Origin of the sequence: Pseudoalteromonas sp. Z9A4 (genome assembly GCF_011378845.1) — a bacterium.
Classification (GTDB): domain Bacteria; phylum Pseudomonadota; class Gammaproteobacteria; order Enterobacterales; family Alteromonadaceae; genus Pseudoalteromonas; species Pseudoalteromonas arctica.
Genome location: NZ_WTLA01000001.1, coordinates 173325 through 198575 on the forward strand (window position 1 = coordinate 173325; position 25251 = coordinate 198575).

A 25251-nucleotide genomic window follows, 5' to 3' on the forward strand; every position below is an offset into this window, starting at 1 on the left:
TTAGAATCTTTTTTAGGATTCAGTTTAATTATTTTGACTCGAAAAAAAACCTTGATGGATTGCATCAAGGTTTTTTATAGCTGTATAAATGTAGCTTATGAGTCAATAGATTTATGATAATCTTCTAAGTCTTTAGCTGCATTAGGGTCGTTAAAGATGCTCTCATCAAGCTCCCCTTCAGATTTAGCTACAACACAGGTAACCATACAATCCCCGGTTACATTAACTGCTGTACGTGTCATATCAAGTAATCTATCTACACCGATAATGATTGCAATCCCTTCTACAGGTAAGCCAACTTGGTTAAGTACCATTGCCAGCATTATTAAACCAACACCAGGTACGCCTGCTGTACCTACAGAGGCAAGTGTTGCCGTTAATATAACCATAAGGTAATCAGAAATTGTTAAATCGACACTAAACACTTGTGCAATGAACACGGTAGCCACACCTTGCATAATAGCGGTGCCATCCATGTTAATGGTAGCACCCAGTGGGATAGTAAATGAGGCAACAGAGTTATTAGCGCCTAACTTTTTAGTGGCAGTTTCAAGTGTAATAGGCATAGTTGCGCTTGAGCTTGAAGTACTAAATGCAAATAAGCATGTGTGCTTCATTTTTGCTAAGAAAATAAGTGGGTTTAAGCCTGTAAGCACTTTTAGTAATAAGGTGTAATTTACAAGCGCATGTAATAACAGCGCCAATACGACCACGCCAAAATACTTCGCTAAGCTCACAATTAAGTTAAGCTCAATTGTGGTAAACAGTTTTGCCATTAAAAAGAACACGCCATAAGGGGCAATATTCATTAAAAGCGTAACTAGTTTTAAAATCACTGTGTTTAAATCTTCAAATACAGCAGCAACGCGTTTTCCCGCTTTACCACTTAATGCCATTGCTACACCAAATAAAAGTGCAAACACGATAACTTGAAGCATATTGCCTTTGGCCATTGCTTCAAAAGGATTCGTAGGAAACATATCTATAATTACACGAGCAAGAGTCGGTGCTTCTTTCGCATCGTATGTTGCATTAGATGGTAAACTTATACCTTCACCGGGGCTAAATAATAAGGCAAGCGTAATTGCTACTGTTATTGCAATAGCCGTAGTTAATAAATATAAACCAATAGATTTACCACCTAGGCGGCCTAGTTTTTTAGGGTCACTTAAGCTACAGGTACCACAAACAAGCGATACAAAAACAAGAGGAACAACTAACATTTTCAAGCTTGCAATGAATATTTGACCACCTACATGGAAAATACCATCCACAAAAAAGGCTTTAATTGGCAAAGAGAATAACCCAAGTGGTATTAGATAATCGTCTTCACCAGCTAATATAGCCTGAAATATAAAACCTACTGTAACCCCAAGCGCCATACCAATCATGATGCGAGTGGTCAAACTCATTGAACGGATTTTTGACATATTTCCTGATCTACATTTTATAAATTTGCCATAGACTACCAGCAAGGAAATATTTACTACAGAAAAAGTTAGTATTTATTTAAAAATATTTTGCATAAAAAAGTAATAAAAAACTATGATTTTAGACTAAGTTATAGGTTAATATTAAGTAATAATTAATACTACATATAATAACAACGCTAGGGAGAGGTTCATGCCTTTAATGCGACTACTCAGCATCTTATTGCTCAGTTTTTTACTTACAGCCTGTGGTGGCGGCGGGTCACTTGAAAAAGATGGCGAGACATTAAGTGATGATACAGGGAATACTGGTGGAGACACTATTGTACAAGCAGCGAATATCGAAATTTCCTTTGAAGATCGTCCTGTCACTGCAGATTCACCATTAGAAATCACAGCGACAGTTGTAGGTACTGATGGGCAGCCAATACAACGTCAAGAAGTGAGTTTTACAACTACATTAGGCTCATTTATACCCGCAACAGGTAGTGCTCTAACTGACACTAGCGGGGTTGCAACTATTGAGCTAGCAGCTGGAAGTGTTGAAGGTGCAGGTACCGTTATAGCAACGTATGAAGAGACTAGCAGTAAACTCGGTTTTTATACTACCGGAGATGAAGCTCCATCGGATGATTCTAGCGCTAAAATTGACATTAAAATTTTACAAAACTGCCCCGATAATTGGCTTAGCATTGACCGTGACTCGATTGAGCTTAACTCCTCTGATTGTTCAGAAAATAGTAACCTTGTAGCTCAGCAAGCTATTATCTATGCAAAAATTACTAAAGCAGGGACGAATACCCCAGCAAGTAATGTGCTAGTTAGCGCTACGACGACATTAGGTGTTTTATTGCCAGAGAGCTTAACTGCAAAAACGGATGCGTTTGGTATTGCAGTTTTAAATCTATTACCTGGAAGTAGCTCTGGTGTAGGTCAGGTTGAATTGACATCACAAAGTAGCATCGCCTCTGCTTTATTTGAGATTAATGCTGTTCAAGTCAGTGTCGATTTAAGCTCGGGTATTGATTCGTCTGATATATTATCAGCGGGTTCTACTACAGTAATTACTGCGAAAATTGTAGATAGTAATAATAATTTATTTACGACACCCCTTGAAGTACAGTTTACGTCTGCATGTGCTCAAGAATCAACGCCTAGAGCAACTATTGATAGTGTTGTAAGCAGCATTGGAGGCATAGCCAGCACAACATATAAGGCTGATGGGTGTAATGGTGTTGATACAATCACGGCCACAGTGGTTACTGGTGGCAATGTTGCAACACAAACAATTAATATTAATGTAGCAGCAGCTCAAACGGGTTCTATTGCTCTTATGGGTTCGACCAATCAAGTTTTAGCTATTAAAGGAGCTGGGGGACAAACCCTCACTGAAAATTCAGAGTTAACCTTTAAACTTTTGGATATTAATGGAAATCCTGTAGGTCAAAAGCAAATAGATTTTGCACTTTCACAAAACCCCGGTGGTGCTTTATTGGGTAGCGTATTTCAATTTACCAACAACGAAGGTTTAGTAACTGTAAATGTGCGCTCAGGAAGAGCCGCCGGGGTTTTATCTGTTATTGCTTCTCATCAAGTAGTAAGTACAGATAACTCTCAAAACAGTGTTATTTCAATCGTTTCAAACGATATTACTATTACTACAGGGGTACCAGATCAAGACAGTTTCACTCTTGCAGTGCAATCGTTTAATACTGAGTCATTAAATGAAGCGGGAGTAACTACCGATTTAACCGTATTTGCCGCAGATCACTTTAATAATTTCGTACCTGATAATACGGCAATTTATATTGCCAGTGAAGGTGGGGCAGTAGGTACTATTGATGGGCAGCAGTTTTCACCTTTATTACTGTGCCGTACGATTGATGGTGTATGTAGTGCACAGTGGCGTAGCCAAAACCCTATTCCTTATCATTATAGTATTTACCAGAACTCTGTAGTAGAAAAGTGTGATCGACATTTTGGAAAAGCAGCACCTTGTTCTTTAGGCATCAGGGAGTCGCAATTAGATGCAAGTGGTAATTTAATCACTTATCTTGACAGTAGTGGTAATCCTATAGCGTTTAGTGATGCACCAGCACTTGCACCGATTGATTACCCTCTTGGAGGACGAGTAAGTTTGTTGGCTTATTCTGTGGGTGAGGAGTCATTCAATGATGTATCAGCAAATGGCGAATTTAATCAAAATGAGTTTGACTCTACATTACAAGACTTACCGGAAGCATTTATAGACTTTAATGAAAATGGCGTATTTGATGGTAATTCTTCGGCACCAGTTAACCCTATTGACTCCAATGGTGGTGAAAATGAATGGTATATTGAGCGTTCTGGCGCACTAGATAATGGACAATACGATTTAGGTGATGGTATTTATAATGGTTTACTGTGTAGTGATGAAGCACTTACAGCTAATGCTTGTACAAGAGAAACCATAAATGTACGTGCTCGTTCAGAGTTAGTTATGTCTGGTAGTACCCCCTATATTAGAGCTGTAACATCCTTAAATGATTGTACCTTAAATAGTGGAATTAGTTTAGAAGCCTCTGATATGGCTGGTATGTGTGATATTAACCTGATCGATATTAGTAATTCGACGCCTTACAGTGCAATTTCGGTTACCATTTTCTTTAGTGATATCCATAACAACCCATTACCTGAGGGTACTACTGTTAAAGTAACATCTGATAATGCTGTGTTGAAGGGATTGACTGACTACACTGTAGCTAACACCGCGCAAAAAACTCCTAATTCAGTCACTGTCAATATTACTAAAGAAACAGCTCCAGATGAAGTTGATTCTGGCTTTTTATATATCGAGTTTGAAACACCAGGCGGGGTCAAAACTCAATATACTGTGATGTCGATTTTGGATGAGCCAAAGCCTTAGAGCAAATAAAGTATTTAAAATGCCAACCTTTGGGTTGGCATTTTTGTTTCTGTTCTATATATTCCACATCAATTAATCTAAAAACACCAGTTTGTTTAATTTAACGACAAAAATTGTTCGTTTATTCAGTAAATACTGAAAAGTTTGTATTAAAAGCTTGTAACAACTAGTGTTTGTAGATATACCTATAAATATTCGCGCCGCTTATGTCGGCAAAACACATTTTTAATATTTGGTTAGAAATAGGCAACTATGGGCAAATCGCTAGTAATTGTAGAGTCTCCTGCTAAGGCTAAAACAATTAATAAATATTTAGGTAATGACTTCATCGTAAAGTCCAGTATTGGACATGTGCGAGATTTACCTACTTCAGGTTCGAGCAAAGCTAAAGTGCCGGCAACTAAAACGCCAGCAGAAGTTCGTAAAATGGAACCAGAAGAAAAAGCAGCGTATAAAAAGCAACGAGATTATACAAACTTAGTCGCGCGTATGGGTATTGACCCAAACCAAGGCTGGGATCCGCATTACGAAATACTGCCTGGTAAAGAAAAAGTTGTTCAAGAATTACAAAAGCTGGCAGAAAATGCAGACCAAATATATCTCGCAACGGATTTGGATAGAGAAGGAGAAGCAATTGCTTGGCACCTTCAGGAAATTATTGGCGGTGAGCCTTCAAAGTATAAGCGCGTAGTTTTTAACGAAATTACTAAAAACGCAATACAACAAGCATTTGAAACACCAGGCGAGCTTAACACCGATATGGTTTATGCTCAGCAAACACGTCGCTTTTTGGACCGTGTTGTTGGTTTTATGGTATCACCTTTACTTTGGGCTAAAGTGGCCCGAGGACTTTCTGCAGGACGAGTTCAGTCAGTAGCAGTACGTTTATTAGTAGAGCGTGAACGTGAAATTAAAGCATTTATTCCAGAAGAATTTTGGGATATTCACGCTGACGTTAAAAATACTGAGTCTGAGTTACGCTTAGAAGTAGCCAAACAAGCAGGAAAGCCATTCAAGCCTGTAAATGAAGCTCAGGCTAGCGCAGCGGTTAAAAGCCTTGAGAATGCAGAATATAAAGTAATTAGCGTTGAAGAAAAGCCAAGTAAAAGTCGCCCAAGTGCGCCATTAATTACTTCAACCATGCAACAAGCGGCAAGTACACGTTTAGGTTATGGCGTTAAAAAGACCATGATGCTTGCTCAGCGTTTGTATGAAGGCGGTTATATTACGTATATGCGTACCGATTCAACTAATCTTTCAAAAGATGCGGTTGAAATGTGTCGTGAGTACGTAACGAACGAGTTTGGTGCTAAATATTTACCAAAAGATCCAATTAGCTACAGCTCTAAAGGTAATGCACAAGAAGCGCATGAGGCTATTCGTCCTTCAAGCGTTACCGTGTTATCTGGTCATGTTGAAGGTGTAGACGCCGATGCTAAAAAACTGTACGAGCTAATTTGGCGTCAGTTTGTAGCGTGCCAAATGGTACCTGCCGAATACGATTTAACAACGCTTACAGTTGAAGCTAACGACTTCCAACTTAAAGCAAAAGGCCGTGTGCTACGCTTTGATGGTTGGACTAAAGTACAGCCTGCAATACGTAAGAAAAACGAAGAAGATCAATCATTACCAGCTGTTAAAGAGGGTGAAGTCCTTACTTTAATCGAACTTGATCCTAAGCAACATTTTACTAAACCGCCAGCGCGCTTTAGTGAAGCAAGTTTAGTAAAAGAGCTTGAAAAACGCGGTATTGGTCGTCCATCTACTTATGCGTCAATTATATCAACGATTCAAGATCGTGGTTATGTACGTGTAGAAAATCGCCGTTTCTTTGCTGAAAAAATGGGTGAAATAGTTACCGATCGTTTGGTTGAAAACTTCACTGATTTGATGAATTTTGATTTTACAGCAAAAATGGAAGGCCGTTTAGATGACATCGCTGAAGGCGAGCGAGTATGGACTGAAGTTCTTGATAAATTTTATGCTGATTTTTCAACGCAATTAACTGTCGCTAAAGATGAGCCAGAAAATGGCGGTATGCGTCTCAACGAGATGGTTGAAACGGATATTGAATGTCCTACGTGTAGCCGAAAAATGGGTATACGCACAGCATCAACTGGTGTTTTCTTAGGGTGTACTGGTTACAGTCTTCCGCCTAAAGAGCGTTGTACAACGACAATGAATTTAGTGTCGGGCGATGAAGCGGTTGCAGCCGATGTCGAAGATGAAGAAACTGAAAAGCTAATGCAGATGAAACGTTGTCCGATTTGTGAAACGGCAATGGATTCATACCTAATTGACGAAACCCGTAAATTACATGTGTGTGGTAATAATCCAGCATGTAAAGGGCATATAGTTGAAGAAGGTACCTTTAAAATTAAAGGCTATGACGGACCAATTATCGAATGTGATAAATGTGGCTCTGACATGGAGCTTAAATCGGGTCGCTTTGGTAAGTACTTTGGCTGTAATAATGACGAGTGTAAAAACACACGTAAACTACTTAAAAGTGGCGAAGCTGCTCCACCAAAAGAAGATCCTGTTCACATTACTGAGTTAGAATGTGAAAAGTCAGATGCGTATTTTGTATTACGTGATGGCGCAGCGGGTATATTTTTAGCTGCAAATACTTTTCCTAAGTCACGAGAAACACGTGCACCTAAGGTAGAAGAATTAAAACGCTTTAGAGACCGTATTTCGCCTAAGTTTTATTACCTAGCCGATGCACCAGCAAAAGATCCTGATGGTAACCTTGCTGTTGTACGCTACAGCCGTAAAAATAAAGCTCAGTATGTTATGACTGAAGTTGACGGTAAAGCAACTGGCTGGACTGCTCATTTTGATGCAGGTAAATGGACAGAAGAAGCGAAGAAAAAAGCTGTGCCTAAAAAGAAAGCCGCAGCAAAAAAGGCACCAGCTAAAGCAAAACCTAAAGCTAAAGCAAAGCCTAAAACTAAAAAAGAGGATGAATAAGTAGGTATTTCTTATTCATAGCTTTTTATAGTTTTAAAAAGTCATAAAAAAACCGGAATGCACAGCTTGTGTCTATTCCGGTTTTTTTGTGCCTAGTTAAATGTTTTCGCAACGGCTTTATTAGCAGTACATTTAACTAAGTGTATTGGGTATATCAATTTTTATTAAAAAACATAGTCATTTTATCGCACTAAATAGATCGCTAATTTAATGCAATTGGTATGATTAAATTTTAACAGAAGATACTTTTTTATAGCCTTCAGATTCAAGCTCATCATTTACGCATTTTAATACGTAGGCATTTAGCTCTTCATTGCTTACGTCATCATCTTTAGCCCAGTTAACACACATCTCTGTGTATTCTTTTACCATTTCGGCTGAAGCTGTTGGCGCATCGTCTGCTACCGCGTAAGTCGCAGATACTGCAAATAGTGGTGCTACGATTAATGCTAGCAATGCTTTTTTCATTCGTTTATTCCTAAAAAAATGGTGTGATGACTGATTTACCCAGTTTAAGGTTAGGTTTAAACCAGTAGTGCCCAATCCAGAACAACTCTGTTGGTATATTGATTTTTAAACGAAAACGAAATAAAAGATAACGAAATATTTTTATCGTAAGGATGAGTAATTTGCTTGTCGGTATTTCGCGGTATTGTGTTGTATTGGTTTTTAGGTTTAAAGATGAAGTTAATAAGTGCAATAATCGCTATTTCTACTGTTGAGTTATTAAAAGTATTTAATAACTCCAGCGTACATCCAAGTCATGAACTATTTTGGAAAGTGATTATTCATGTCACGTTTGTAATATCAGGTGTTTGGCTTGCTTTAACTAACTATTTAAACGGCAAAAATCATAGTCACTAAAAAGATAAAATACATAAAAAAGCCCAAGTAATTAACTTAGGCTTTGTTGTCTTTATAGCTTAATTATAAAATTAAACGTAATTTTTATGTGATTAACACTTTGCATAAAAGCAAGCGAAAGGCTCAAGCGTTAATGTGTCTTGGCTTAATTTTGCTCTGTGGTGGCTAAGCTCGTTGTATTCTTTAATGATTGATGTTGGCATATTAATAGCTGTTTGTTGCGAACTTAGATTAAACATGCAGAGCATTTTTTGCGTTCCAAGCGTTCTATGAAAAGCAAGCACAGGCTCAGGCGTTTTAATAAACTCAATATCACCCTCAAGTAGCACAGGTTGGTTTTTGCGCCACGCCATAAACTCACGGTATGCGTTTAAAATTGAGTTGCTATCATTCGTTTGTACAGCGACTGATTGCTGTTTGTGTGCATCATCAACAGGTAGCCAAGGTTTTACGTCACTAAAACCCGCATTAGGTGAATCAGCTTGCTCCCAAGGCATTGGCGTTCTACAGCCATCGCGCCCTTTAAAGTTAGGCCAAAATGTAATGCCGTATGGGTCTTGTAAATCTTCAAAAGCAACAGATGCTTCACCTAAACCAAGCTCTTCACCTTGGTACATACACACACTGCCACGAAGGGAAGCAAGTAGGGCGGTTAGCATTTTACATTGCTGAGGATTTATCTCGCCGTTTTTACTCCAACGACTTGCTACGCGCTCTACGTCATGGTTACTAAATGCCCAGCACGGCCAGCCTTCCGTCATACGCTGTTCAAGAGTTTGAACCGTAGTTCTGATATATTCACTTGAATAATCATTTGTTAATAGCTCAAAACTATAACCCATGTGCAGTTTGTCACCGCCTTGGGTATATTCTGCCATAGTCGCTAATGAATCCTCTGATGAGATTTCGCCGAGCGATACAGTACCTGGGTATTTATTAAGTAATGTGCGAATGTCTTGCATAAACTCAATGTTTTCTGGCTGAGTGTTGTTGTAGTAATGATATTGAAACGCATACGGATTATCTTCGCTAAAGCCGCGACCTTGGCGTTTGTCTTTTGGTTTAGCAGGGTTATCGCGAAGTAATGCATCGTGGTAGCAAAAGTTAATAGCATCGAGTCTAAAGCCATCGACGCCTTTTTTAAGCCAAAACTCTACGTTATCAAGTACAGCTTGTCTTACGTCAGGATTATGAAAGTTTAAATCGGGTTGTTCGGTTAAAAAGTTATGCAAATAATATTGTCCACGGCGAGGTTCCCACTGCCATGCGCCACCACCAAAAATAGACAGCCAATTGTTAGGAGCTGTTCCATCTTCTTTAGCATCGGCCCAAACATACCAATCAGCTTTGTCGTTTGTTAAATTATCACGACTATCTAAAAACCACTGGTGTTGATCAGAGGTGTGGCTTAAAACCTGATCTATAATTATTTTAATATCTCGATCATGGGCTTGGCTTATTAGTTCATCAAAATCGTTTAAGTCACCAAAAAGTGGGTCAATGTCGCGGTAGTCGCTAATATCGTAACCAAAGTCTTTCATTGGCGATTTGAAAAAAGGTGAAATCCAAATTGCATCAACGCCTAAGCTTTTAATGTAATCAATACGATTAATAATCCCTTTTAAATCACCAATGCCATCGTTGTTGCTATCTTGAAAGCTACGCGGATAAACTTGATAAATAACCGCACCTTTATACCACTGCTTTTGGGTCATGCTTTTCTCCGTCATTCCACACAGTATTTAGACTATTCTTTATTGTGATTACGATTAATCACGTTATTTGCAAAAAGCATACGTGAAGCCTTTAATCCTGTAAAAAGTCTGCATACGTATGCACTGAAAATAATACAATAAATTTATTAAAAATAAGCGCTTAGCGTAGCTTTAACAGTGTTCATTTTGTGTGTCTATTGTTTACCAATTACGTTATTCATTCACTTTTTAGTTAAATTAAACCTAACAGACTGTACTGTAAGGAAAATATACCCCAGGCTTTATATTAAATGGTCTGACCAATTTAACGCTTGGTAAATATGGAATAATTTAAACTTTATATAACAGCGATAATTAATTTCACCTTGTTTACATTTAAGTGAAGGTGCCATTAAGTTTCAGTAGAATTGATTTAACTATTTATGTTTGCTTTGTGTTTTTTATTTTATTTATTTTTAATAAAATCATGATGTTAAAATAATATTTGTGAGTTTTATGTTAATGTTAAAGAGTGCTTTAATTGTTGAATACGTATGCATAAAGTTGTTAATAAAATAAATCTGGCGTTAATATTCGTCCTGACAACAAAATTAGCTCGCCTTGTTTAACTATCACTTAAACATTGAACGCGGGTATCACAATATGGGTAACGGGAAAACATTATGTCTATGTTCAAACCAAGTATATTAACTTTGGCATTAACAGCTGCAGGCTTATCGAGCTTTGCTACACAGGCTGCTCAAGAAAATACAATAAAAAAAGATGATGTAGAAGTAATCGAAGTTAAAGGCTTTCGTGGCAGTGTGGTTGAGTCTATTAACACTAAACGCTTCTCCACTCAGGTTGTAGAATCTATATCAGCTGAAGACATTGGTAAACTACCAGACTCTTCAATTGCTGAATCGATTGCACGTTTACCGGGCTTAACAGCGCAGCGCTTAGATGGCCGAGCAAGTCGTGTCTCTATTCGTGGTTTTGGCGAAAACGAAAGTGGTACTACGTTTAATGGTCGTGAACAAGTATCGATTGGTGATAACCGCGGCGTAGAATTTGACCTTTACCCATCAGAAATAATGAGCGGTGTAACTGTTTATAAAACGCCAAATGCAAGTATAGATGCTGAAGGCATTGCAGGTGTTATTAATATGCAAACCGTGCGCCCTTTAAGTAAAGGCGAGCGTGTTGTGCAAGTAAATGGGCAGTATGAGCAAACCAGCTTTGGTAAATTAAATCCAGACGGTAACGACGACGGTTACCGAGGCACTATCTCATACATCGATCAGTTTGCAGACGATACAATTGGTGTTGCATTTGCTTTAAATACGATGAGTTCACCAAATCAAGAAAAACGTTGGAACTCGTGGGGTTATCCAGAATTTAATGAAAATGGTAACGATTATTCAATTTTAGGTGGCGCTAAACCTTACGTGCGTTCATCAACGCTTGAGCGTGACTCGGCAATGCTTGTTTTAGAAGCGGCACCTACAGACAATCTAAGTATGACGTTTGATGCGTTATATGTAGATTTTACAGATGAAAAAATTCTACGCGGTATTGAAGTTCCATTCGCGTGGGGACAAGGTAGTATCGACTCAAACAGTGTAGTAGTTGATGAAGCGTCAGGCTTTATAACAAGCGCTGTAACCGAAGGTCAGCGTGTTGTAGTTCGTAATGACTATGAAGAACGCGAAGCAGAACTTACAGCTTTTGGTTTTAATACTAAATACGATATTGACGATTCGTGGTCAGTAGAGTTTGATGCAAGTTATTCACAAGTAGAGCGTAAAATCTGGAGTGTTGAAAGCTATTCAGGCACAGGTCGTGGCGATGCTCGCGGTGTGGCAGATAACTTGGGTTATACATTTAATGGTGGTAACACTGGGGCTACTTTTTCACATGATTTAGATTATAGCGATTATGGTTTGATTCAGTTAGGTGGCCCGCTTTCGTGGGGTGCAAGCTCTGCACTTAACGATAAATACGGTTTAACTGGTACTGAATATGAAAACCAAGCGCAAGACGGTTTTATTAATGCACCGACCATTGAAGATGAGCTATCAACATTAAAAATAGCGGCTTCAAAGGTATTAGAAAACGAGTACATAAGCTCTATTGAATTTGGTATGTCTTACAAAGAACGTGAGAAAACAAAAGATTCAGAAGGTTACTTCATGACGTTATCTAGTTTCTCATTAGATAACCCAGGCATGCTTAGCGTGCCAGAACAGTACCGTAACGGAAGTGTTGATTTAGGCTTTATAGGCATGGGCGATATGATTGCTTATGACGTAAATGGCTTAGTTAACGACGGTTATTACGACTTACTGGCAGAGAGCTTAACAAATACAAGTCATGCGACTAAATCGTGGACTGTAAAAGAAGAAATTACTTCTGCATTTGTTCAAGCCAATATTAATGCTGAAGTAAGCGGCCTTGCATTAACGGGTAACGTTGGCGTGCGTTATGTACAAACTGATCAATCGTCACAAGGTAATGCATTTAGTACTGTTGATGGTGTGGTTGTTACATCACCTACAGACATAAGTCATGATTACTCACACGTATTACCTAGCTTAAATCTGTCACTTGCGATTGATGAGCAACAAACAATACGCTTTGGTGCTGCTAAAACAATTTCTCGTGCACGTTTAGATGAAATGAATTCATCAGTTAATGCGTCATATAATCAAACGCCAGATGAAAATGGTAACTACTGGTCTGTATCGGGTGGTAACCCAAATTTAGAGCCTAAAGAAGCAACCGGTTACGATTTTACTTACGAGAATTACTTTAGCGATGAAGGTTACTTCTCTGCTGCGTTTTTCTATAAAGATTTAACTCAGTGGATTTTTGACGGTACTTACGCAATAGATATGTCGGGTGTTGCAGATCCATCTACCGGAGAATTACCAGCAACATCATCGGGTACTGGCAGTGGTAAAATAAATGGTGGCGGTGGCGATTTATATGGCTACGAGCTATCACTGGCATTACCATTTAAAATATTTCATCCGTCTCTTGAAGGCTTTGGCTTAATTGCTAGCCATACAGGTATTGAGTCTGATATTGAGGACCAAAATGGTAACGAATACGAACTACCGGGTCTTTCAGATAAAATTCAAAGCTTAACGGTTTACTACGAAATGCATGGCATGCAGTTACGTACCAGTATGCGTAAACGTAGTGCCTTTAAAGGCGATGTATATGGCTTAGGCTTTGACACGGAACAAGTTGATATTTTAGGTGAAACTATTTGGGATGTTCAAGCGGGTTACGACTTTAGTGAAGCGGGTATTGAAAGCCTTGAAGGTTTATCAATTCAGTTTCAAGTACAAAACTTAACAGAAGAACCGTTTACGTCGCTTTCAGGCGACAATGCTTTACAAGTACGTGATTACCAAGATTACGGTCGTACTTACTTGTTAGGCTTTAGCTACAAGCTATAATAAAAACTGTGTGTAGAAGCCCTTGTAATGTGTGTTACAGGGGCTTTTTTATAGCTAGTTTACCTAACTTTTTAACCGTACTTAAATTTAATAAAACGTGGATAATAATATGAAACCAATAAAACACGTGGTAATTGCAGGCGGTGGTACTGCAGGGTGGATAACAGCAGCACTGCTTAATAAAGTGTTAGGTAAAGTAATTAATATCACGCTCATAGAATCATCGGCTATTGGGTCAGTGGGAGTGGGCGAAGCAACAATTCCGCCTATTATTCAACTTAATAACGCGCTGGGTATAAACGAGCAAGATTTTATTAATGCCACAAATGCTTCAATAAAATTAGGTATTGAGTTTGAAAACTGGAAAATGCCAAAGCATAGTTATATGCATGCGTTTGGCTCGTTTGGTAAAGACTTTCCTTTTTGTGATTTTTATAACTTTTGGTTAAAAGGCCAAGTTACGGGTTGCGAAGACGACTTATGGGATTTTTCACTCAATTACCAAGCGGCTAAACAGCATAAATTTGCGCCACTCAATACAATTCCTAATACCCAACTACCCGGGCTGAGTTACGCATATCATTTTGATGCGACGCTTTACGCCGAATATTTAAAAAAGTTGGCTATATCGCGCGGTGTTAAACATATAGATGCAAAAATAGACCATGTTGAGCAATGCTTAACTACAGGCAATATTAAAAGCCTAGCACTTGATAACGATAGTCAAATTAGTGGTGATTTATTTATAGATTGCACAGGGCTGCGTGCCTTGTTAATTGAGCAAACACTTAATACAGGGTTTATTGATTGGTCTCATTACTTACCCTGTGATAGTGCAGTGGCCGTTCAAACACACAGTACCAATGAGTTAAAACCTTATACACGATCTATTGCACATAGTGCAGGCTGGCAATGGCAAATACCGCTGCAAAACCGTATTGGTAATGGCCTTGTTTATTGCAGCCGATATTTATCAGACGATGATGCTAAACAGCTGCTTCTTCAAAAATTACCCGCTGAGCCAATTACAGAGCCGCGCGTCATAAAATTTAAAACAGGCCGACGCTTAAAACAGTGGCATAAAAACGTGGTCGCGGTTGGTTTATCAAGTGGTTTTTTAGAACCGCTTGAGTCAACCAGTATTCATTTAATTCAAACTGCGGTTACACGCTTAATTAAGCTATTTCCACACAACGGCATTAGCGATGCGTTAGTAACTGAGTTTAATAAACAAAGCGTAATAGAAATAGAGCACATACGTGATTTTATTATTTTACATTACAAACTCACCGAGCGAGAAGACTCCCCGTTTTGGCGCCAATGTAGGCAAATGGATATACCTGACTCCCTGAGCCAAAAAATGAAATTATTTAAGCAAACTGGCAAGGTAGTACGCGAAGACGACGAGCTATTTGCTGAGGTTGCTTGGCAGCAAGTAATGATAGGGCAAGGGCTTATCCCTGATGACTACAATAGTATTGTGGATTCGCTAAGTGATGAGCAACTGAGCGATTTATTTTCCACCTTAAAAACATTGATAAACTCAGCAGTTGCGCAACTACCAACTCATCAAGATTTTTTAGCCAGTATTAAAAAGGTTTAATAATGCGATTTTTAAACACACTTTTACTAGTAAGCGCATGTAGCTTACCAAGCTTTAGTTATGCACTTAATGTAGAGCCTGCCAATTGGTGGGTAGGCATGAATAAAAATAATATTACGGTACTCGTGCACGAGAAAAATATAGCTAACGAAAAATTTAAATTAGACAAGTATAAAGGGGTTGAACTTAGTAACGTAACGCGCACCGACAACCCTAATTATGCTTTTCTACATTTAAGCATTAGCGATATGGCTAAAGTAGGAACGCTACAATTTAAGAGTAGCTACCCGGAACATAGCTTTGAATTTCCTTTACTTACCCGAGATAAACATAGCGCGCAACGTCAAGGTTTCACAAGTGCAGATACTTTGTATTTAATTAATCCAGATCGCTTTGTAAATGGTGATGAAAAAAACGATACAGTTAAAGGTATGTTAGAGGGTGCAAATCCAAGCTTTAAAGGCGGGCGACATGGCGGTGATATTAAAGGCGTAATTAATGCGCTACCGTATTTAAATAATTTAGGCGTGACACAGCTTTGGCTAACGCCAGTACTTGAAAACAACATGCCAGATTATTCTTATCATGGTTATGCGATCACAGATTTTTATAACGTTGATCCACGTATGGGTTCAAACCAGTTGTACAAAACGTTATCAAAAAAGGCTAAAGAGCAGGGCATTGGTCTTGTTATGGATATGGTACTTAATCATTTTGGCTCTGAACATGTTTGGGTTAAAGACAAACCCACCCAAGATTGGATTAACTTTAATGGCGAATTTAAAAATGGTAAAAATGCGACAAGCCATGCGCGCCAAACAATTCAAGACCCGCACGCTAGCAACTACGATAAACGCCAATTTAGCGATGGTTGGTTTGTTGCTAGCATGCCTGATTTAAATCAGCGCCAACCATTATTAAGTGAATATTTAATTCAAAATGCTATTTGGTGGATTGAATACGCGGATTTGAGTGGTATTCGTGTTGATACTTACTCTTACTCAGACAAAGCATTTTTAAGTGATTGGACAAAAGCCATTATGGACGAATACCCACACTTTAATATTGTTGGTGAGGAGTGGACTTCAAACCCTGCAATAGCGTCGTATTGGCAACGCGGCAAAGTAAATCAAGATGGGTACACATCAAGCTTACCCAGTGTAATGGACTTTTCGTTGCAAGAGGCAGTAATTCAAGCTTTAAATGAAGATGAAAGCTGGAGTACAGGCTGGGTTAAAGTATATCAATCATTAGCTAATGATTTTTTATACCCAGATACCAATAACATTATGGTGTTTGCTGATAATCACGATATGAGCCGAGTATATACAGAGCTTGGGCAAGACTTAGCTAAAACTAAAATGGCGATGACATTATTTTTAACAACGCGCGGCATTGCTCAAATGTATTACGGAACGGAAGTAATATTAGATAACACGCCGAGTAAAGATCATGGTGATATACGTATTGATTTTCCTGGTGGGTTTAAAAATCAAAAAACTAATGCGTTTACAGGTGCTGGTTTAAGCGAAGAGCAGCGCGATATGCACAAGACCATTAGCACGCTACTTAACTTTAGAAAGCAAAGCCCTGCGCTTACAAAGGGTAAGCTCGTTCATTTTAGTCCGCAAAATGGTGTTTATAGTTATGCTCGCGTTAGTGACACGCAAACTGTATTAGTTTTTATGAATAAAAACAAAGTAACACAAAAGCATAATCTTGATTACATGCAAGAAGTTATACCAAAAAATGCCAATGCGCAGGCATTATTCACACAACACACTTTTAAACTAACTAACAGTATTAACTTAGAGCCAATGGCTGCCACGGTATTAGTGATTAATACGCCGTGAATGTTTAAGTGAATACGTATGCAGCAACTGTATGCTTGCTGCAGTTATCTTTAGTATAAAGCTATAACACTACTGACAAAAAGACACACAATGAAAAAATCAGTTTATGTACCCGCATTACTGTTTAGCGCACTTATAACAAGTGCCTGCTCAGATAATAATAAAACCGAACCGCAGCAAATGCCTAAGCAGGCTCAAAACGAGTTAACAAAGCCTGTTGTATACCAAGTATTTACACGTTTATTTGGTAACACACAAACCGCAAATGTACCTTGGGGTACAAAAGAGCAAAATGGTGTAGGCAAATTTGCCGACTTTAACGATGCTGCACTAGCTGGTATTAAAGAGCTAGGGACTACCCATGTTTGGTATACCGGTGTTTTACACCATGCGTTAGTGGGCGACTATACACAGTACGGCATTAGCCAAGACGACCCGGATGTAGTAAAAGGCCGTGCAGGCTCACCTTATGCAATCAAAGATTACTACGATGTTAACCCCGATTTAGCCATAAATGTGACTAATAGGTTGGGTGAGTTTAGTGATCTGATTGAGCGCACTCATCAACATGGTATGAAAGTGGTTATTGATATTGTGCCTAACCATGTTGCGCGTAATTATAAATCAGCAGCAAAACCCAAAGGAGTTAAAGACTTTGGTGAGCAGGACGATAAAAGTAAAGAGTACGATAAAAACAACAACTTTTATTATGTACCTGAGCAGTCTTTTCAAGTACCAGCGTCAGAAAGTTACTCCGTTTTAGGTGGCAACACTCATCCATTAGCTGATGGCTTTTTTGACGAAACACCCGCTAAATGGACGGGTAATGGTGCGCGTGCACCAAAGCCAGATATTAACGATTGGTATGAAACCGTAAAAGTTAACTATGGTGTAAAGCCTGATGGCAGCTATGACTTTCCTGTATTACCTAAAGAGCTAGAACACCAAGATTATCGCGCTCATTATGCGTTTTGGCAAAATAAAGATCTTCCTAATAGTTGGTATAAATTTAGAGATATCACATTGTACTGGCTCGATAAAGGCGTAGATGGCTTTAGGTACGATATGGCCGAAATGGTGCCAGTTGAATTTTGGAGTTTTTTAAATTCATCAATAAAAATGCAAAAGCCCGATGCATTTTTATTGGCTGAAGTTTATAACCCGCAAATGTACAGAGCCTATATTCAGCAAGGAAAAATGGATTACTTGTATGACAAAGTCGGTTTTTACGACACATTAAAGGCCATTATGCAGGGTAAGCAAGCTGCTAATACTATTTTTGCAGCCCAAAGCCAAGTTACTGATATTGAATCGCACATGTTGCACTTTTTAGAAAACCACGACGAACAACGCATTGCGAGCTCTGATTTTGCAGGTGATGCACGCTGGGGGAAACCAGCAATGGTAGTTTCTAGCTTAATTAGTCGCGCACCTACTTTATTATACTTCGCTCAAGATTTAGGGGAGGACGGCTCAGAAAACGCAGGTTTTGGCACGCCTACTCGTACCAGTATTTTTGACTACATTGGTGTACCCGCGCATCAAGCATGGATGAATAACGGCAAATTCGACGGCGCTAACTTAACGAGCGAGCAAGCATCACTTCGTGATTATTATAAATCAATAATGTCGCTCAATAGTTTGCCGGCTGTTGTAGGTGGAAATATGACAGCGCTTTCGCTTAGTGGTAGCGAACGCGTTGCTGGTTTTGTACGCACGTTAGGCCAGCAATCGATTTATGTATTTAGTAATTTTAGTGAGGAGCCACAAACGGTGGTTATTAACTTAACACCACAGCAAGCCAATACCTTTGAAAAAAATAAACCGCTACACGACTTACTTGAACAAAATACAACGAAGCTCATTACCGACGGGCAAGTTACAAAGCTTACGCTCACGCTAAATGCATTTAGTAGCGCAGTGTTAACTAATAAGGCTAATCATGAATAATCAAAATAATAATTATGACAGCAACAAACCAAATCTGAGCTTTTGGCAAATATGGAATATGTGCTTTGGTTTTTTAGGCATTCAATTTGGTTTTGCACTGCAAAACGGCAATGTGAGCCGTATTTTTCAAACGCTTGGCGCACAAGTTGATGATATTCCTATTTTATGGGTAGCAGCACCTTTAACGGGTTTAATAGTGCAACCAATAATTGGTTATTGGAGTGATAAAACATGGGGGCGTTTTGGTCGTCGTCGTCCGTTCTTTTTTATAGGGGCGGTACTTACTACTATTTCACTCTTTATTATGCCCCACTCGCCAACGCTTTGGATTGCTGCAGGTATGTTGTGGATTATGGATGCGTCAATCAACGTTACTATGGAACCTTTCAGAGCACTTGTAGGCGATAACTTGCCAGAAAAACAACGTGCTACAGGCTACGGCTTACAAAGCTTTTTTATTGGTATTGGTGCTGTACTAGCCTCAGCATTACCATGGATGATGACTAATTGGTTTGATGTTAGTAATACCGCTGCTGCAGGAGAAATACCTGAGTCTGTTAAATATTCATTTTATTGGGGTGGGGTTGTATTACTAGTTGCAGTTCTTTGGACAGTTATGCGAACCAAAGAATATAGCCCTGAGCAATTAGCTGCTTTTGAAAACCAAACTACCAAACCGACTAACACCGCATTAGTAGATATCAATTTCAATAAAGGTGCCATTATTTTTGTGGTGCTAGGTTTAGCAATCCTTGCTTTACTTATGGGCTTAGCGCTAGAAAAAGAGCTGTATTTACTTGCTGGTGGTTTATTAGTGTTTGGTATTGTGCAGTGGATAGCGGGTGCTTTAAAAGGCGCTAATAAAACACAAGGCGGCTTTTATCAAGTAGTACAAGATGTATTTACTATGCCAGAGGCAATGAAGCAGCTAGCGTGGGTACAGTTTTTTAGCTGGTTTACGTTATTTGCTATGTGGATATACACCACAGCCGCAGTAACAAGCTTTCATTATGGTAGCAGCGATGCAACCAGTAAAGCATTCAACGATGGTGCCGACTGGGTCGGTATTTTATTTGCCGCTTACAATGGTTTTGCGGCCATTGCCGCTATGTGTATTCCGTTTTTAGTTAAAAAGATGGGCTTAAAAGGCGCACATTGCTTTAACTTATTACTAGGCGCATTAGGCCTTGCGAGCTTTATGTTTATAACAGACCCTAAAATGCTAATTATACCTATGATAGGCGTTGGCTTTGCATGGGCGTCTATTTTGTCGCTTCCTTATGCCATGTTAAGTAACGCACTACCGAGTAATAAAATGGGCGTTTATATGGGGATATTTAACTTCTTCATCGTCATTCCACAGTTATTAGCTGCCAGTATTTTAGGGCTTATTTTACGCCACGTATTTTCGAACCAGCCTATTTACGCATTATTAATTGGTGCCGCATCATTTGTTGTTGCTGCAATTGCTGTAATGCGCGTTAAAAATTCAAACTAAGGGTCACACAATGAAAAAATATAACCTTATTACCGCTTCTCTTTTAACTTTGGGTTTAACGGCCTGTGGCGTGCAAAATACTAATAATGAAAATATTGATGCTACGATTGCATCAGCTCCTGGCGCACCAGGCGCTGAACCATTTTGGGCTTATGCAGGTAAAACCGGAATTGGTACTTCCTTTGAGCAATACCAAAACGGCCAATATAATAACAACGCTGCGACAGGTGAAGTATCAAAGGTCTGGTTTTCAATTGCTAAAGGTATGATCACCGAAACTATGTTTGGACTCATTCACCAAGCGCAAATTAAAGATATGCAGTTTGTGATAACCGGTAAAGATTTTACAGTTACTGAAGCAGACGATTTAGACGTTACAATTGATTACTTACATAAAGACGATAAAGGCAGACCGCTCTCGCTCGCTTACAAAGTAACAAGTACAGATAAGCAAGGGCGCTTTACCCTCGAAAAACACATATTCACCGACCCTGACGGACAAACATTGTTTATACGCAGTATTTTTAATACATCACTTAAAGGCGTGAAAGCGTATGTTGCTGTTAACCCTTATATAAACAACAACGGCTTAGGTGATTTTGCAAAAACCACTGAGCAAGGCTTAGTTGCTTGGGAAGACGATAACTTTTTAACACTGCAATCATCTACGTCATTCAAAATGAAAAGCGTAGGCTTTGCAGGTGTAAGCGATGGCATTACGTCACTTAAAACTAAACAACTACTCAGTGAACAATATGCAAATACAGGGAGTGAATCGGGCAATGTCAGTATGCTTGCAGAGCTTGGCAATATAAGTAGTAATACCACATTTGATTTAGCACTAAGCTTTGGTAAAACGCAGATACAAAGCCAGCAACAAGGTGCACAGAGCTTATCTAAAGGTTATCAAAATGTGCTCGATGCCTACAACGGTAAAGGTGAAGCGCTAGGCTGGGAAGATTATCTACAAAGCCTTGAGCCATTAAATACAATGGTTAAGCAAACAGCCGATGACGGTAAGCTACTTTACACCAGTGCAATGGTGTTAAAAGCGCAAGAGGATAAAACTAATGCGGGTGCGCTAATTGCCTCACTTTCTAATCCTTGGGGTGAAACTGTTTCAGCCAAAGAAGGGTCAACGGGTTATAAAGCGGTGTGGGTTCGTGATTTTTATCAAGTAGCTATGGCATTTATGGCCTTAGGCGATACAGCGACTGCAAAAACGGCCTTCGAATACCTTGAAAAAGTACAAGTTACTAGCAAAACCCCGGGTAACAATGGCGACACTGGCTGGTTTTTACAAAAAACACATGTAGACGGTGAACTTGAGTGGGTAGGGGTACAGCTTGATCAAACGGCTATGCCGATTATGCTTGCGTGGAAGTTACATCAAGCAAACGTACTAAGTGATAACGAACTTAAAGATTGGTACGCACGCATGCTAAAACCGGCAGCTGACTTTTTAGTTGATGGCGGAAGAGCTAAAATTTTATGGAACGACATGCAAATCACTCCACCCGCAACACAGCAAGAGCGCTGGGAAGAGCAAAGTGGTTATTCTCCCTCTACAACGGCTGCCGTTGTTGCTGGCCTTATAACAGCCAGTGACATAGCAACACTCAGTGGTGATACTCAAAATGCAGATCGTTATTTAGCAACGGCTAAAAAGTACAACAGTGATATAGAATCGCAAATGTTTACCACCGAAGGTAATTTAAAAGGTGATAGCACCGATGGCGAGTATTTTATTCGTATAGGTCAAGACACCGACGCTAACTCTAATACTAAAATTAACGCCAACAATGGCCGTGAAGGTTTTAACAAAAAGCAGATTTTAGACGGTGGTTTTTTAGAATTAGTCCGCTATGGAGTAAGAAGTGCCAACGATTCAAGTATAGTTAAAACCCTGCCTGAGTATGACGACGAAACGCTTGAAGATAACTTACAAGTTAAATACAGCTTTAACTTTACCGATGGTAGCGGCACATTTGTAGGCTATCGCCGTTATGGCAACGACGGTTACGGCGAAGATGTAACCACAGGTACTAATTACGCCGAAAGCGGGAGCAACACGCCAGGCCAACGTGGTCGTGTATGGCCATTTTTTACAGGCGAACGCGGACACTATGAAATAGCGGCCGCAAACGCAAATAATACGCTAGATGATGCAAAACAAGCGGACATTAAAAATAGTTACGTAAAAGGGCTAGAGCAATTTGCTAATAGCGGAATGATGCTACCTGAGCAAGTATGGGATGGCGTGGGTGTAAATAAAGCAGGTTATGCGTTAGGCGAGGGTACAAACTCAGCAACACCTCTAGCTTGGACACATGCAGAATACATTAAGCTTGTACGCTCACTCAGTGATAAACAAGTTTGGGATTATTACCCGGTGGTTGCCGAATCGCTTAAAGACTAATATATAATACCAATTCGCTTAATTAAGTGAGCTATTTTGAGGCAGGAAAAACGTGTTGTTAGCTAGGCAAAAAATTCGCTATTTAGTTGTTCTAAATAAGGATTTTTTAACGCAGTTAGCGACACGTTTAGCCCCGCAAAATGATTAAGTATTATTGCGGATTGGTATAAAATGCTGTAGTTATTAAAAAAAGGCTTCTAAATAAATTTAGAAGCCTTTTTATTATGTTGAAGTCTTATTAGGATATTTGATTTTTAACTGCTACTTTTTCGAGAAATTAATACAGGTGGAAGTAAGGTACTTTGCACTTCTTCACCACGTATCAGTTTTAATAAGTTCTCTACAAGCATTTGCCCAGCAACAGTGGTGTTTTGCTCTATCGTCGTCAGCGGTGGATTTACATAACTAGCAATGGCTATATTATCAAAGCCGACTACCGCAACATCTTTTGGCACGTTAATATTTGCTTCTTTAAGTGCACGTATAGCGCCAATAGCAATTAAGTCGCTTGCAGCAAATAAAGCGTTAAATTTAATATTATTAGCGATAAGCGAGCGAGTGGCGTGATACCCAGATTCTTCAGTGGATATAGCATTAGCCATTTTACGTTCGTTTATTTTAACATTGTTAGCCAATAGCTCATCTTTGAAGCCCTGAAAGCGACTAAAAAATTCGGGGCTGTGATCAGATGCATCACCAATAAAAGCGCAATCAGTTCTGCTATGAGCAATAAAGTGCTCAGCGGCAAGCTTACCGCCACCGTAATTGTCACAACAAACAGTTAAATCGGGACGGTTATCAACGGTTGCACCCCAACAAACAAACTTCGTATTTTGTTCAAGTAAGGTGCTAAATTTTGGTTGGTAATCAATGTAATCGCCATAACCGAGTAAAATAATACCATCAGCTCTGTGGCTATCTTCGTAGTCTGCTTGCCAATCTGCACTGGCCGATTGAAATGAAACTAATAAATCGTAACCTTCTTTAGCGCAAGCACGGGTAATGCTGCCAAGCATGGCTAAAAAGAAAGGGTTAATTTGTGATTCGTCAGAAGTAGGGTCTTCAAATAAAAGCAATGCAAGCGTACTACTTTGCTGAGTACGTAAGTTACTGGCATTTTTATCAACTTTATAATTAAGTTTTTTAGCTATATCAAAAACACGCTTACGTGTTTCCTCATTAACAAGATGGCTGTTACGTAAAGCGCGAGATACAGTTGATTGAGATACCCCTGCATAGTGGGCAATATCAAATGAGGTGGCTTTACCTTTCATTGTTACAACTTAATTAGTTTGATAAATAATTGTGTCATTTTCGTTTATTAATGAATAATTTCAAGCTTTTTGTGAATTAACGTATATTTTTATTGATAAACGGCTGACACCGGTGTCATAATGTCAATGTTTTATCATTTTGTTGTCAAAACGTATTCGCTGTCTATATCTTTATAGGCAGCATTTTTTTACTGTGATAGCTACTTTGAGGTGATAGCTCAAAGTATAAATAACAATGGTACACCATTGTAAAATAATAAGCATGAGTCGCTTAACAAAAGAGATAATACTATGAGCCCAAACGCTTCTGCACAATTTGATCCCATCTTAGTTGCTGATGTTGGCGGCACTAATGCCCGCTTTGCTTTAATCACTGCTTTTAATGAACACACCAACCAATTTGTAATAGAGCACATTAATATTTTTCCTAGTGCTAATTTTGGTTCTCTTGAAAGTGCGCTTGAGCAATATTTACAAACAGTCCCGCATATTATACCTAAACGCGCATGTTTAGCCGTTGCAGGCCCAATCAAAGCCGGGCAAGTGCATTTAACTAATTTAGGTTGGCATTTTAGTGTCAGTGAATTTAAAACTCATTTTGATTTACAACAACTAGAAGTTATAAACGATTTTGCTGCCTTTGCATACGCAGCCCCGTATTTAGATCCTAAACAAAATGTCATTGTTAAATCGGGTCAAGCTGATGACAATGCAAACATTGGTGTTATAGGTCCAGGTACTGGCTTTGGTGCAGCGTGTTTAGTTAGAACGTCGCAATCTACCGCTGTTTTAAGTTCAGAAGGAGGGCATATATCGCTTGCACCTGTTAATGAGCTCGATACTTTACTATTAAATGAGTTACGTAAAGATCATCCGCATGTTTCTATCGAAACAGTATTTTCAGGCCCTGGCATTGCGCATTTGTACAAAGCCATGGCTGCAGTTAAGGGTGTAACAGCTAAAAATTTAGACGCGACGCAAATAAGTAGTCTAGCAAATAGCGGTGAATGTGCTGTGTGTGATGCAACGCTTAACCAATTTTGTGATTGGATTGGCAGCGTAGCCGGCGATTTAGCCGTTGTTTACGGCGCTTTAGGCGGACTATTTATTGGCGGTGGAATACTGCCTCGTATGCAAGCAAGACTTTTAGAGAGTCGTTTTGTTGAACGATTTTCGCAAAAAGGTATTATGTCGCAGTACGCAGGGCAAATCCCTGTAACACTTGTAACACAAGACAATATACCGCTTATTGGCGCTGCTGCGTGTTTACACAATAGCAAATAGGGCTTTGGCCTTATTGGTTGTATTTGGATAATGGATA

Annotated in this window: 13 protein-coding genes and 1 pseudogene; 10 read left to right on the forward strand and 4 right to left on the reverse strand. The window is 39.2% G+C overall.

All coding sequences use genetic code 11. From position 1 onward, the window contains the following. Nucleotides 1–95: 95 nt before the first annotated feature. Nucleotides 96–1430, reverse strand: coding sequence for a dicarboxylate/amino acid:cation symporter (locus GQR54_RS00790; protein ID WP_166376248.1), 1335 nt, complete (start codon nt 1428–1430; stop codon nt 96–98). A 193-nt stretch (nt 1431–1623) separates the two neighbouring features. On the opposite strand from GQR54_RS00790, the gene GQR54_RS00795 reads away from it, so the two are divergent. Both GQR54_RS00795 and topA read left to right on the forward strand, forming a co-directional pair. Then, nucleotides 1624–4335: a hypothetical protein gene (locus tag GQR54_RS00795; RefSeq protein ID WP_166376249.1), complete on the forward strand. Its 2712-nt coding sequence runs from the start codon at nt 1624–1626 to the stop codon at nt 4333–4335. A 252-nt stretch (nt 4336–4587) separates the two neighbouring features. Further along, on the forward strand, nt 4588–7308 hold the full coding sequence (gene topA, locus GQR54_RS00800; RefSeq protein WP_166376250.1) for a type I DNA topoisomerase: 2721 nt from the start codon (nt 4588–4590) through the stop codon (nt 7306–7308). Between the two features lie 225 nt (nt 7309–7533). On the opposite strand, the gene GQR54_RS00805 is transcribed toward topA, so the two are convergent. Then, nucleotides 7534–7776: a hypothetical protein gene (locus tag GQR54_RS00805; RefSeq protein WP_007582596.1), complete on the reverse strand. Its 243-nt coding sequence runs from the start codon at nt 7774–7776 to the stop codon at nt 7534–7536. A gap of 198 nt (nt 7777–7974) precedes the next feature. Between GQR54_RS00805 and GQR54_RS00810 the strand changes: the two are divergent. Beyond that, nucleotides 7975–8172, forward strand: a pseudogene (locus tag GQR54_RS00810) (TIGR00645 family protein); the annotation flags it as partial. Nucleotides 8173–8264: 92 nt separating this feature from the next. On the opposite strand, the gene GQR54_RS00815 reads toward GQR54_RS00810, so the two are convergent. Beyond that, on the reverse strand, nt 8265–9887 hold the full coding sequence (locus GQR54_RS00815) for an alpha-glucosidase family protein (RefSeq protein WP_166376251.1): 1623 nt from the start codon (nt 9885–9887) through the stop codon (nt 8265–8267). A 662-nt stretch (nt 9888–10549) separates the two neighbouring features. On the opposite strand from GQR54_RS00815, the gene GQR54_RS00820 reads away from it, so the two are divergent. The 6 genes from GQR54_RS00820 (at nt 10550) to GQR54_RS00845 (ending at nt 22656) form a co-directional block, all read left to right on the forward strand. Next, a complete protein-coding gene (locus tag GQR54_RS00820; RefSeq protein WP_166376252.1) occupies nt 10550–13333 on the forward strand; it encodes a TonB-dependent receptor in 2784 nt (927 codons plus the stop codon). Nucleotides 13334–13442: 109 nt separating this feature from the next. Then, nucleotides 13443–14936, forward strand: coding sequence for a tryptophan halogenase family protein (locus GQR54_RS00825; protein WP_166376253.1), 1494 nt, complete (start codon nt 13443–13445; stop codon nt 14934–14936). A gap of 2 nt (nt 14937–14938) precedes the next feature. Next, on the forward strand, nt 14939–16789 hold the full coding sequence (locus GQR54_RS00830; protein WP_166376254.1) for a glycoside hydrolase family 13 protein: 1851 nt from the start codon (nt 14939–14941) through the stop codon (nt 16787–16789). A 90-nt stretch (nt 16790–16879) separates the two neighbouring features. Next, a complete protein-coding gene (locus GQR54_RS00835; RefSeq protein WP_166376255.1) occupies nt 16880–18739 on the forward strand; it encodes an alpha-amylase family glycosyl hydrolase in 1860 nt (619 codons plus the stop codon). Continuing rightward, nucleotides 18732–20237 (forward strand): MFS transporter, encoded by a 1506-nt coding sequence (locus GQR54_RS00840; RefSeq protein ID WP_166376256.1) that lies wholly within the window; start codon nt 18732–18734, stop codon nt 20235–20237. Before GQR54_RS00835 ends, GQR54_RS00840 begins: the two co-directional genes overlap by 8 nt. A 10-nt stretch (nt 20238–20247) precedes the next feature. Beyond that, nucleotides 20248–22656 carry a glycoside hydrolase family 15 protein gene (locus GQR54_RS00845; protein ID WP_166376257.1) on the forward strand — a complete coding sequence of 803 codons (2409 nt, stop codon included), beginning with the start codon at nt 20248–20250 and terminating at the stop codon, nt 22654–22656. 254 nt (nt 22657–22910) lie between these two features. Here the strand turns inward: GQR54_RS00845 and GQR54_RS00850 are convergent, their stop codons facing one another. Beyond that, nucleotides 22911–23930: a LacI family DNA-binding transcriptional regulator gene (locus GQR54_RS00850; protein ID WP_166376258.1), complete on the reverse strand. Its 1020-nt coding sequence runs from the start codon at nt 23928–23930 to the stop codon at nt 22911–22913. Between the two features lie 291 nt (nt 23931–24221). Here GQR54_RS00850 and glk point away from each other — a divergent pair, with 291 nt between their 5' ends. Next, nucleotides 24222–25214, forward strand: a complete 993-nt coding sequence (gene glk, locus GQR54_RS00855) for a glucokinase (protein ID WP_166376259.1) — start codon at nt 24222–24224, stop codon at nt 25212–25214. Nucleotides 25215–25251: the final 37 nt, after the last annotated feature.